Annotated in this window: 9 protein-coding genes; 6 read left to right on the plus strand and 3 right to left on the minus strand. The window is 51.2% G+C overall.

All coding sequences use genetic code 11. From position 1 onward, the window contains the following. Window positions 1–130: 130 nt before the first annotated feature. Window positions 131–2,002: an ATP-dependent nuclease gene (locus HMPREF9469_RS16090; RefSeq protein ID WP_007863744.1), complete on the plus strand. Its 1,872-nt coding sequence runs from the start codon at window positions 131–133 to the stop codon at window positions 2,000–2,002. 134 nt (window positions 2,003–2,136) lie between these two features. Here the strand turns inward: HMPREF9469_RS16090 and HMPREF9469_RS16095 are convergent, their stop codons facing one another. From HMPREF9469_RS16095 to HMPREF9469_RS16105, 3 genes are all read right to left on the minus strand, one after another. Beyond that, on the minus strand, window positions 2,137–3,576 hold the full coding sequence (locus HMPREF9469_RS16095; protein WP_007863745.1) for a carbon starvation CstA family protein: 1,440 nt from the start codon (window positions 3,574–3,576) through the stop codon (window positions 2,137–2,139). 175 nt (window positions 3,577–3,751) lie between these two features. Further along, a complete protein-coding gene (locus HMPREF9469_RS16100) occupies window positions 3,752–4,495 on the minus strand; it encodes a LytR/AlgR family response regulator transcription factor (protein ID WP_007863747.1) in 744 nt (247 codons plus the stop codon). Between the two features lie 51 nt (window positions 4,496–4,546). After that, window positions 4,547–6,250: a LytS/YhcK type 5TM receptor domain-containing protein gene (locus tag HMPREF9469_RS16105; RefSeq protein WP_007863749.1), complete on the minus strand. Its 1,704-nt coding sequence runs from the start codon at window positions 6,248–6,250 to the stop codon at window positions 4,547–4,549. A gap of 245 nt (window positions 6,251–6,495) precedes the next feature. On the opposite strand from HMPREF9469_RS16105, the gene HMPREF9469_RS16110 reads away from it, so the two are divergent. From HMPREF9469_RS16110 to hisC, 5 genes are all read left to right on the plus strand, one after another. Beyond that, complete coding sequence (locus HMPREF9469_RS16110) at window positions 6,496–6,888, plus strand: GntR family transcriptional regulator (RefSeq protein WP_007863751.1); 393 nt, start codon at window positions 6,496–6,498, stop codon at window positions 6,886–6,888. Next, window positions 6,881–7,780, plus strand: a complete 900-nt coding sequence (locus HMPREF9469_RS16115; RefSeq protein WP_007863753.1) for an ABC transporter ATP-binding protein — start codon at window positions 6,881–6,883, stop codon at window positions 7,778–7,780. The genes HMPREF9469_RS16110 and HMPREF9469_RS16115 overlap by 8 nt, the downstream gene beginning before the upstream one ends. Continuing rightward, window positions 7,755–10,148 (plus strand): DUF6449 domain-containing protein, encoded by a 2,394-nt coding sequence (locus HMPREF9469_RS16120; RefSeq protein ID WP_007863754.1) that lies wholly within the window; start codon window positions 7,755–7,757, stop codon window positions 10,146–10,148. The genes HMPREF9469_RS16115 and HMPREF9469_RS16120 overlap by 26 nt, the downstream gene beginning before the upstream one ends. A 316-nt stretch (window positions 10,149–10,464) precedes the next feature. Then, a complete protein-coding gene (locus HMPREF9469_RS16130; RefSeq protein ID WP_007863755.1) occupies window positions 10,465–11,652 on the plus strand; it encodes a pyridoxal phosphate-dependent aminotransferase in 1,188 nt (395 codons plus the stop codon). A 33-nt stretch (window positions 11,653–11,685) separates the two neighbouring features. Beyond that, window positions 11,686–12,747, plus strand: a complete 1,062-nt coding sequence (hisC, locus tag HMPREF9469_RS16135) for a histidinol-phosphate transaminase (protein WP_007863756.1) — start codon at window positions 11,686–11,688, stop codon at window positions 12,745–12,747. Window positions 12,748–12,749: the final 2 nt, after the last annotated feature.

A 12,749-nucleotide genomic window follows, 5' to 3' on the forward strand; every position in this document is an offset into this window, starting at 1 on the left:
GTCCAGCGGCAGCAGCCCGGCCCGGTGATATCCGTTGGTATCATAAGGTGAATTCAGGGGTTGTTCCGATGTGTTCTATGGCGTATACTGGTAGAAAGAACATATGACTTTTATAAGCGGGGGCAACCATATGCAGCTTACCTATTTACACATACGCAACTTTAAATCCATCCGCGACCTGGAGATCCGTGATATTGACAGGGCGCTGATTTTGGTAGGTAAAAATAATACAGGAAAGACCTCTGTGCTGGACGCGGTATGCGCTGTGTGCGGATGCTATCAGATCCAGGAACAGGACTTTAATGAGAAAAGGCAGGCAATCCGCATTGATGCTGCCTTTTCCATAGAGGAGGGGGATCTGGAGCAGTTTCACCGGAGAGGCGTTGTGAGCCAGTACCGGCGTTATGATGTGTGGAAGCGGGTGTTTGGGGAGCGGCTCCCCTCCTTCCGGGACGGTGAGCTGTGCTTTACCTTTCATGTGAACCTGGACGGCCGGGTGCGGTATGAAGATCTTTACCGCAAGAATAACCCCTATATCCCCATGGTCCTGCCCCATATTTACCGGATCACCGCGGAACGGGAATTAAACCAGCTGCAGAATGATCTTTTGATGTTCCAGGAGGATGAGGAGTTAAGGCGGCTCCGTTCAGGGACCTGTATCTTTGAAGGAGCCAAGAAATGCAACCACTGCTTCCAGTGTATTGGCCTGATTAACAAGAAAAAGCCGGAGGAGCTCACTGTATTTGAGACGGCACGTTTGCTGGAGTATAAGATCTACCAGCTGAACCTCAGCGAGTTTTCCAGAAAGGTCAATGAAAATTTTTACAAGAACGGCGGCTATGAGGAGATCCAGTATACGTTGAACTGCGACACGGACCAGCTGTTTTCCGTTGAGGTGGCGGCCCACAACCTTCAGAGGGGCAGTGTAAAGCCGGTGGAACTGATGGGAAAGGGGATGAGGAGCATCTATATGCTGTCCCTGCTGGAAACCTATATCAGCGAGCAGAGCCGCATTCCCAGTATCATTGTGGTGGAGGACCCGGAGATATTCCTCCATCCCCAGCTTCAGAAGACCTGCAGCGAGATTCTGTACCGGCTTTCAAAGAAAAACCAGGTCATTTTTAAGACCCACAGTCCTGACCTGCTTTTTAATTTCAGCATCCGCCAGATCCGCCAGGTGGTGCTGGATGAGGAGCGGTATTCCGTTGTCAGGAAAAAGGCAGATTTGGGAGAAATCCTGGATGACCTGGGGTATGGTGCCAGCGACCTGCTAAATGTAAGCTTTGTGTTCATTGTGGAGGGGAAACAGGATAAGAGCCGCCTGCCCCTGCTTTTGGAAAAGTATTATTCCGAGATATATGACTCAGAGGGCAAATTTTCCAGGATATCCATCATTACCACCAACAGCTGTACCAATATAAAGACATATGCCAACCTGAAATATATGAATCAGGTGTATCTCCGGGATCAGTTTCTGATGATCCGGGACGGGGACGGTAAGGACCCGGAGGAACTGGCATCCCAGCTGTGCAGGTATTATGATGAGCGCAGCCTGGAGGATGTGGACCGTCTCCCCAAGGTGACAAGGCGCAATGTGCTCATATTAAAATATTATTCCTTTGAGAACTATTTTTTAAACCCATCCATTATGGCAAAGCTGGGGATCGTGGAGAGTGAGGAGGCATTTTATAAAACCCTGTATGACAAGTGGCGTGAATATCTTTACCGGATACGAAGCGGACAGCAGTTAAAGGAGATCATGGGGCGGGATTTTACATCTTGCCAGGATATGAGGGAACATATGGAAGAGATCAAGACCTATATGAGAGGCCATAATCTCTATGACATATTCTATGGGCCCTTCAGGGAGCGTGAGCAGGAGATTCTCAAGGCATACATAGACATGGCGCCCAGTGAAGAGTTTAAAGATATACTGGAGGCTATTGACAGGTTCGTATATTTTGACAGCCGTAAAAAGGAAGATGCAATTGCCGATAAATGATTGCCAGCAAAATGGGCCGACAGGAAAATCCTGCCGGCCCTATGATCATTTTACGCCTTGCATATTTTTTATGTATACAGGTGAAACCGTACTATACGTCAAGCCGTACTGATGCGCCAGGCTGTACTGATACGTCAAGCCGAATATGCATCCTCCGCAGATGGGGACTCCGCGTTCTTTCCCTTGCCCATCACACAGGTATAGACAAAGGTTCCCAGGCAGACAGCGGCAAAAAGGATGCCCGCCGGATAAGCAATGGCGGTGGAGAGCTGGAAGCCTTCCTTGGCCATCAGGATATAGGTACAGGACACGGCCGACATAAAGGTTGCAGGAAGGGCCGTAAGCCAGTAGAAGCGTTTCCTGCGGAATAAATACACGCTTGCGGACCAGAGGGCGATCATGGCCAGTGTCTGGTTGCTCCAGGAGAAATATCTCCACACTACCTGTACATCAACCTGGGTCAGGACAGCACCTACGCCCAACAGAGGGATGGTGAGCATAAGACGGTTTTTAACAGGCTTCTGGTCCATCTTAAACCAGTCAGCCAGTGTAAGCCTTGCGCTCCTGTATGCCGTGTCGGCGGAGGAGATGGGGCAGGCGATTACGCCGATCATGGCGATCACTGCGCCCACAGGCCCTAAAAGCGTGAAGCAGATCTCATAGACAACCGCAGACTGTCCGTTTCCAAGTGCATTCAACAATCCGCCTGTGCCATCGTAAAAAGCAACTCCTGCCGCTGCCCAGATCAGGGCGATAATGCCTTCAGCGACCATGGCGCCGTAGAATACCCGGCGTCCGTCTTTTTCATTGGTAAGACAGCGCGCCATAAGGGGAGACTGGGTTGCATGGAAACCGGAGATGGCGCCGCAGGCAACGGATATGAACATGGTCGGCCAGATGGGGGTGCCGGAAGGATGCAGGTTGGTCAGGGAGATCTCAGGTATATGGTATCCGCCCAACAGGATGGCGCCTCCTACTCCAAGTGCCATAACAATAAGACAGATTCCGAAAATAGGGTAAATCTTTCCGATCACCTTGTCTATGGGGACAAATGTGGCAATAAAGTAATAAACCAAGACAACAACCAGCCAGAATTTGGCGTCCAGGACCTGAGGGGTCAGCATGGCCAGAAGATTGGCCGGGCCTGTGGAGAAGCTGACGCCTACCAGCACCAGGAGTACCACGGAAAACACGCGCATAACCTGTTTCATGGCATCGCCCAGATAAGTTCCCGTGAGCTCGGATACGCTGGCTCCCTTGTGACGCATGGACATCATTCCCACCATGTAATCATGGACACCGCCGCCCAACAGGGTACCAAAGGTGATCCAGAGAAATACGCTGGGTCCCCAGCATGCGCCTGCCAGGGCGCCGAAGATGGGACCAAGGCCCGCGATGTTGAGAAGCTGGATCAGGAAAATACGGGGAGTGCCCATGGGGACGTAATCACTGCCGTCCGTCATGGTAAGTGCCGGTGGTTTGCGGTCGTCAGGACCAAATACTTTTTCAGCCACCTTGCTGTACACCATGAAACCGCCGATTAAAAGTGCCAGACATACAAAGAAACTAATCATAAACCTACCTCCTGTTTGATAAATCGTTCATTTGTCATGTCTTAATTGTACTGAAATATGTACAAAAGAAAATACTTTTTGCATGAACTGCAGTACTAAGTGCACAAACGACACCTATAAATGAATGAACGGAAGCTGTGAATGCACAAACGGAAGGTTTATCCTCAACGGTATCTTAGATCCCCAATGCCTGTCTGAGGCTTTTCACCTTTTCCCTTCCCACGGGCAGGATATCTTTTTCATATCCCATCATCTTAACGGCCAGACTGTTGTTGGCCCATGGAAACATTTCCGTGATGTGGCTGAGATTGACAAGATAGCTCTTGTGGATGCGGTAAAATCCGCAGGAGGCCAGCCTTTTCTCATATTCCCCCAGCAGCTGGTTCTCTGTGTAATCCCCGTCCGTGGTGTGTATGACACAGCTGCGTCCGGCGGTCTCAATGTATACGATCTTATGTATATCCAGCAGCACAATGGTGCGGTTTACATTGACGGCCAGCCGGCCAACCGGCAGGGAGCCGGATGGACTGTTTATATCTTCCCCGGCAGGACATGAGTGCTTTAGATCCAGTTGGCACTTTTCCAGGACCCTGCGGACACGGTCCGGGTCAAAGGGCTTTAGGATGTAGTTGTTCACGCCCAGTTCAAAGGCCTTGACCGCATACTGGGAGTAGGCGGTGGCAAATACGATCTGGGCGTCCGGAAGTATGCGCCTGGCGGCAGCGGCCAGGGTGGTCCCTTCCATATCATTGAGATTGATGTCCACAAAGAGCAGATCAAAGGACTGGGCGCTTATAAGTTCAAGGGCCCCGGCCCCGCTGTCCGCCTCCTCGATCCGGCTGTCCGGCAGAACGGACAGGATCTGATGGACCAGTTCTTTTCTTGACGGCCGTTCGTCATCGATCACAGCTATTTTCATATGTAAAAATTCCCCCTTGTCTTGTGGTTTGTCCAAAACCGCGCAAAGCTCTTACGAATACAGCGGTTCCTGGTCCGGTTCCGGCTGCATGGGAACCCTGAACCATACTCTGGAACCGTCCTGGGATGATTCGATCTTCAGACCATTGTCCTCACCGTATATGCTTTTCAGGCGCCGGTGCACATTTTTCAGGCCCACACTGCCTTTCCCCTCATTGCTGTAGAGCTGTTTGACGGCTTCCATGGGAAAGCCGGGACCTTTGTCGGTCACGGCGATCTCCACGGAATTGCCCGCCCCATGGGCGCTGATGGAAACGCTTCTCTGTCCCCTTTTGTCCGCTCCGTACCGGACCGCATTTTCCACAAGGGGCTGGAGGATGAAGGAGGGAACCATGCAGTTGATGTCCTCCTCCACATCCATGGTGACCTGTAACTTCTCCTCAAACCGGGCCTTCTCCAGCTCCAGATAGCTGGAGACATGGTAGAGCTCTGTGTGAAGGCTCAGCATATACTGGTCGTTTTCCAGTGTCTGCCTGTAATAGGAGGAGAGGGTGCGTATCAGTTCCCTGGCCCGCTCCGGATTTTCCCGGCACACATAGGAGATGGTATTAAGGGCATTGTAAAGGAAATGCGGGTTGACCTGGGACTGCAGTGCCTTAAACTCAGCCTTGCGCCGCAGCTGCTTCTGGTAATCCAGGTCGGAGAGTTCCAGCTGGGTGGAAAAAAGCCTGGCCAGCTCCGAGGCGAAATTCAGGTTGGACTGGGAGGTATGCCAGTGTTTTCTCACCACCATGGTCAGGCTGCCGATGGGTTTATCCATCTCGATCAGGGGCGCGGCCACGATAATGTGGTTTTTCAGGATGTGATACAGGGGATCCGGTTTTTCCGCATAGGAAAATGTAGTGGGCTTTTTATTGTGGATGGAGTCTAGTATGGGTTTTAATATGGCATCCCCTTTTAGATCATTGTACCGGGCATCCCCCTTTATGGCCAGGATCCTCTGGGTATCTGTGATCATGACAGCAGCACAGGCGGTGGAGTTGTAGATGATCTCAGCCGTGGCTTCCATGTCCCTTGCGCTGTAAAGACCCTTTCTCAGATGGGGAAGGCTCTGTTCCACGATTCCCAGAGCCAGGCGCATCTTTTCAGCAAACTGGCTGTCCTCCTCCATAAATACCATGTTAAAGGTTGCAATAAAAACAACCATTCCCAGGGCGTTCATGATGATCATGGGAAATGCGATCAGCCGGACCAGTTCCAGGGCGGCGGGAAAGGGCTTGGAAATAAGGAGGATGATGAGCATCTGTCCCACCTCGGCCAGGGCCGTGATCAGGAACACGCCTGTGCTGTCTATCTTTCCTGCCTTAAAACGTCTGGAAAAAACGGATCCGATCAGTCCTTCCACAAATGTGGATACGGCGCAGGATACGGCTGTAAATCCGCCGATATCAAAAAGATAGCGGTGCAGCCCTCCGATGATGGCGGCGCCCATGCCCACATAGGGGCCGCCTAGGAGCCCGGCTGCCAGCACACCGATGACCCTTGTGTTTACAATGGCTCCCTGGGCACGCACGCCTGTGTAGGTGGAGAAGATGCTGACAAGGCCAAAGATAACTGCCAGTGCAGCACGGCTGCCAATGGGGTTGTTATCACCCAAAAGCATACTGCGGACAACGGGTATCTTGGTGAGCAGCGTGGCGATGAGAACCAGCAGCCCTATGTTTAAAAGCAGGCTGAAAAACATGGTATTGGGCATAGGAGGCCTCCTTGTGATGATTTTATGGTACTATCAGTATACCAAATATTTGCAGAACAGGGAATCTTAAGAAAATCTTTTATTGTTTTTCCCGGAAAGATATGGTAATCTAATGTCGAAGATAACTGTACTAATATAATTAATACAGATAATACGCCTGTGCCGTTGGAATAAGGTGTTCTTTCGGAATCTCCGAGAGTACGCCATATAGGCCGGGTGAATTTCCGGAAAGGGGGAAAGAAGGGATGATCGTACTGGACTACAGGGACCGGAGGCCTTTGTATGAGCAGGTGGTGGAACGGTTCCAGGAACTGATGTTTAACGGAGTACTTCCACAGGACTCACAGCTTCCTTCGGTGCGCAGCCTGGCAACGGAGCTTTCCATCAATCCCAATACCATCCAGCGCGCATATGGAGAGCTGGAGCGGCAGGGATACATTTATTCCATCAAGGGTAAGGGAAGTTTTGTGGCTGACAGCAGCCGCCTAAGGGCGGGCATGCTGGGAGAATGGAAGATCCGGTTTGAGTCCTCGGTAAGCGAGGGCATAAAGATCGGGGTCACGGAAGAAGATATGACAGGGATCATAGAGAAAAAATACCGTGAGTATATGACAGAAAGGGGAGAGAGGCATGATTGAAGCAGTGAATCTGACCAAGCGGTTTGATGATATTATGGCCGTGGATCACTTGAACGCCACCATAAAGGACGGAAGCGTCTTTGGCTTGATCGGCACCAATGGGGCCGGCAAATCCACCTTCCTCAGACTGGCAAGCGGGGTGCTGAAGCCGGATGAGGGATGTATCACCATAGACGGACATGAGGTATTTGAGAATACATCTGCAAAAAAGCGTTTTTTCTATATATCGGACGAACAGTTTTTTTTCAGCAACACAACACCTTTGGAGATGATGCACTATTACAGAAAAATCTATGAAAAGTTTGATGAAACCAGGTTCCACAAGCTGATGCAAAGTTTCGGACTGGATGAAAAGCGTAAGATACACACATTTTCCAAAGGCATGAAGAAGCAGGTTTCCGTTATCTGCGGCGTGTGCGCTGCCACGGACTATCTGTTCTGTGACGAGACGTTTGACGGATTGGATCCGGTTATGCGCCAGACGGTTAAAAGCATATTTGCAGCTGACATGGAGGACAGGAACCTGACTCCCATTATCGCGTCCCACAACCTGAGGGAGCTGGAGGATATCTGTGACCACGTAGGTCTTCTCCACAAGGGAGGGATCCTTCTTTCCAAGGATCTGGATGACATGAAGCTGAGCATTCATAAGGTCCAGTGTGTGCTGCAGCCTGACATGAAGCCCGAGGACCTGGTGGCTCTTGACAAGGTGAGCATTGAACAGAGGGGACGGCTGTGCACGGTTACGGTGCGGGGGACCAGGCCGGAGATAGAGGCGATCATGTCCTCCTATGATCCGGTGTTCTTTGAATGCATCCCTCTGTCCCTGGAGGAAATATTTATCAGTGAAACGGAGGTGGCTGGTTATGACATCAGGAAGCTTGTACTTTAAGTTGTTAAGGGAGGATTTAAAGCGCCGCGTATGGGCCATTGCCCTGGTTTTCCTGGCGTTCTTCTTCTCACTGCCCATCGGCCTTGCACTCTCCATGGAGAACGCGGCCAATACGGATTATTTTATATATAACGGATACAAAAACTTTGTCCAGGACGGTTCCCTGCCCGATGACCTGTTCCAGGCCAAGCTGCTGGAACTGAAGACAAAGGTGGTGCTGAGTGATGCGGCCTTTGGAAACGGTCTGATCGTATTCCTGCTCATTGTGGCGGCCGTGGTGATCGGTGTATCCAGCTTCTCCTATCTGCACAATAGAAAGAAGATCGATTTTTATCACAGCATTCCTGTGAGAAGGGAGACCCTGTACAGCACACAATATACGGGGGGTATCCTGATCGTGGGCCTGTGCTACCTGATCAACCTGATCCTTATGCTGGGAGTGGCCCTGTCTTACGGCGTGCGCCTGGGAAGCCTGATCGGACCAATGGCAGGCGGCTGGGCGCTGAACATGCTGTATTTCCTTCTCATGTATGCAGTTGTGGTGGTTGCCATGATGATGACAGGAAACATGGTGGTGGGCCTCCTGGGCTCCGGCGTATTCTTTTTCTTCCTGCCGGCGATCATGATGCTTCTGGCAGCATACTGTGAGACGTTTTTCCTGACCACGGCCAGAAATATGTGGAGTTCCGAGGATTCACCTTTTATGTGGGGCATGAAATACCTGTCGCCCTTCAGCGTATACATGACTGCCCTGAGCTGGGGCGTGAAAAACATAGGAAAACATATACCTGAACTCATATGCACAGGCTTCGGATTCCTGGCATTTTCACTTCTGGGGCTTCAGCTCTACCGCAAGCGTCCCTCCGAGGCGGCGGGCAGAGCCATGGCGTTTAAGCGTACCATGGCGCCGATCCGCATGATCCTGGTCATTGGCTGCGGCCTTGCCGGCGGTATGTTTTTCTGGTCCCTCCAGAGCAATTTAAAATGGGGGCTGTTCGGAATTGTGGTGGCCGTTATACTGACCCACTGCATTGTGGAGATCATCTATCATTTTGACTTTAAGAAACTGTTCGGCCATAGGGTACAGCTGGTCATCTGTCTGGCGGCAGGCGTGCTGGCATTTTTAAGCTTCCGTTATGACTGGTACGGATATGACTCCTACATGCCTCAGGCCGACCGGATCGCATCCGCCAGCCTGGAGATCGGCATTGACAGCAACTGGCTGGACAGCCGGGAGATCACCATCAGTGACAGCGGAGAGTTTGGAGTCACCTACAAAGCAGCCTACGAAGAAATAGAGAAAAATATGAAGCTCACCGATATGGGACTGGTGCTTCCCATTGCAGAAGAGGGGCGCCGCAACGCCATTGAAGACAGGAAGGTGCGCCTGGGCAGCAGCAGGACACCGGCATACGCAAACACCCGGGTTTCCTATATCGGAGGGGCGGACGGCCCCACATCCGTCTTTGTGGCAGGTAAAGTGGCGGGAGAGGAAAACGAGACCGACAGGCAGATGTACTATACCAATGTGACTGTTAACTACCGCCTTACAAACGGACGCCGGGTCAGCCGCGCTTACAGCCTTTATCTTTCCGACATAATGGATACCTATGAGAAGCTGTACAGCCAGACTGATTATAAGACGGGACTGTACCGCATCCTTTCCCAGACGCCTGAACAGCTGAGCCGGGCGTATTACAAGGAGGCGGGGACCATCGCCTACACCGCGGAGGAGGGCAGCGTGCTGACCGAACTGTTAAAAGCCTATCAGACAGACCTTATGGCCCTGGATACACAGACAAGGATCCAGGAAGCCCCCATTGGAAGCATCTGCTTTGTGACAAAGGACTCGGTTCATTATCTGAAAAAAGGGATCGAAGATTCCCTGTACAAATACAGGGGCGGTTACTGGGATTACAGGGTAGAGGACTTTAACCAATACTGGCCCATTTATCCCTCATTCACCCGCACCATCCAGATACTGGAGAGCCAGGGTGAAAAACCGGGAACCTTTTTTGCCCCAGAGCAGGTAAAAGAGATAACCATCAATGTCCAAAACCTTTTAAAATCATCCTACAGCGACATACCGCAGGATGAGGAACTGGCAGAACTGCAGAAAAAGAATCCCTATTACCAGGAAGACGGAAGCCTGCACTTCACAGACGCCCATGACATTGCCCTGCTTATGGATGCCATGATGGAGGAAGAATACTATCAGATGGATCAGTTCCATCAGCCGGCAGGAGGGTTCTCATACTGCCAGATCGAGCTGAAGGGCAATCAATATGTATCCGGCCTCATTATGGAGGACCGGGTGACGCCTGAGATGCTGGATCTGTTTGCCGGGATTCCCATGGAAGTGGAGTAGGCCGGTCAAATATAACAAAGCCGCGGCCGCCATCTGATATTCGATGGCCCGCGGCCTTTTAGATAACCCCAGAGAGTCTTTTGCACAATTCCGGCGGACGGGCCGTTTCCCGGAGTCTCAGACCTGCCAAGCCCGCCGCCGTATCCGCCGCCCCATCCCCATTCTTCTCATTGGTCCACCTCTGCCTTCTCCCCATCCCACAAATCCCAATTTTCTTTTTATTGACAATCCCCAAAAGGAAAGCTACAATCATATCAACAGAAGGGCCGGTCCGTATGAGGGGTCTGCCGACAGGGAGAAAGAGAGGACATAAGATATGATATCAGAGAAGATGAAACCATTGGTGAACAATAATTCCGCTATCCGTGCCATGTTTGAGGAGGGCAAGAAGCTGGCTGCCATTTACGGGGCGGAGAATGTATATGATTTTAGCCTTGGCAACCCCAATGTGCCTGCGCCGGAGGCTGTGAATCAGGCGATCTGTGATATCCTGAAGGAAGAAGAGTCCACTTTTGTCCATGGCTATATGAGCAATTCCGGGTACGAGGATGTGAGGGACACCATTGCACAGTCCCTGAACCGCCGGTTTGGAACCGCTTTTCACCAGAACAATATTATCATGACCGTGGGCGCTGCCAGCGGCCTGAATGTGATCCTAAAGACGATCCTCAATCCGGGGGATGAGGTCATTGCGTTTGCCCCATACTTTGTGGAGTATGGCAATTATGTGCGCAACTATGACGGCAATCTGGTGGTGGTCTCTCCCAATACAAAGGATTTCCAGCCGAATCTGGAGGAGTTTGCCCGGAAGATAACACCTAAGACAAAGGCTGTCATCATTAACACGCCCAACAATCCTACCGGGGTGGTGTACTCTGCTAAGACCTTGACCGATATGGCGGATGTCCTGAGAAAGAGGGCGGCAAAACTGGGGACCGAGATCGTGCTGATCTCTGATGAGCCGTACCGTGAGCTGGCCTATGATGGGGTGGAAGTGCCCTACGTGACAAAATTTTATGACAATACGGTTATCTGCTATTCTTACAGCAAGTCATTGTCACTGCCCGGAGAGCGTATCGGCTACCTGGTGATCCCTGATGAGCTGACAGACAGTGAGGAAGTGTTTAACGCGGCTACCATTGCAAACAGGGTAATGGGAGCGGTGAATGCACCATCCCTGATGCAGCGCGTGATCAAACGATGTGTGGATGAGCAGGTGAACCTGGAGGCATATGACAGGAACAGGAACCTTTTGTACAACGGGCTCAGGGATATGGGCTTTGAGTGCATTAAGCCGGAAGGTGCATTTTACCTGTTTGTGAAGTCCCCGGAGCCGGATGAGAAGCAGTTTTGCGCCAACTGTAAAAAGTATAATCTTTTGGTGGTGCCGGGCAGCTCCTTTGCGTGTCCGGGATATGTGAGGATCTCCTACTGTGTATCCTATGGCCAGATCGAGCGTTCCCTTCCGGCCTTTAAGAAAGTGGCGGCTGATTACGGCCTTTGATTCATCGGGATCATTAAGAGAGGAGTGCAGAGTATGAGACCATGGGAAGCAAATGTCCGCAGGGTGGTTCCCTATGTACCGGGGGACCAGCCTAAGGGCAGTAAACTGATAAAACTGAATACCAACGAAAATCCGTATCCCCCGGCGCCGGGAGCGGAGAGGGCCATTAGGGAGATGGACACGGACCGGCTGCGCAAGTATCCGGACCCCACGGTTTCAGATCTGGTGGAGGTATTGGCGGAGTACTATGGGGTAGGGACGGACCAGGTATTTGTGGGGGTTGGATCTGATGATGTGATCGCCATGTCCTTTCTTACGTTCTTTAATTCCCCAAAGCCGGTGTTGTTTCCGGATATTACGTATTCTTTCTATAAGGTGTGGGCGGACCTTTACAGGATCCCCTATGAGACACCAAAGCTGGATGGGGATTTTTCCATCATTCCCCGGGATTATAAAAGGGAGAACGGAGGAGTGATCTTCCCGAACCCCAATGCGCCAACGGGCGTCTATATGCCCCTTGACCAGGTGGAGGATATCATAAAGGCCAACCAGGATGTGGTTGTGATCGTGGATGAGGCATATATAGATTTTGCAGGCCCTTCCGCCCTTGGGCTGATCGGGACCTATGATAACCTTCTGGTGGTGCAGACCTTCAGCAAATCCCGTTCCATGGCCGGACTGCGGATAGGCTTTGCGGTGGGAAACTCAGCCCTGATCAAGGCACTGAACGATGTGAAATATTCCTATAATTCTTATACCATGAACCTGCCCTCCATTGTGATGGGAGTGGAGTCTGTAAAGGACAGGGAATATTTTGAGGACATAACAGGGAAAATAACAGCTACCAGGGAACGGGCGAAGATCCGCTTAAGGGAATTGGGATTTACATTCCCGGATTCAAAGGCCAACTTTATTTTTGCATCCCACAAAAGCGTGCCCGCGGCACAGATATTTGAAGCTCTCAAAAAGGAGCAGATTTATGTGCGGTATTTTGATGGTGAGAGGCTGGACAACAGCCTGCGCATCAGTATTGGAACGGATGAGGAAATGGAAACGCTGTTTGCATTTTTGGAACGGTTCCTCGGGGAGCAGTGAGA

The organism is [Clostridium] citroniae WAL-17108 (assembly GCF_000233455.1).
GTDB lineage: Bacteria > Bacillota > Clostridia > Lachnospirales > Lachnospiraceae > Enterocloster > Enterocloster citroniae.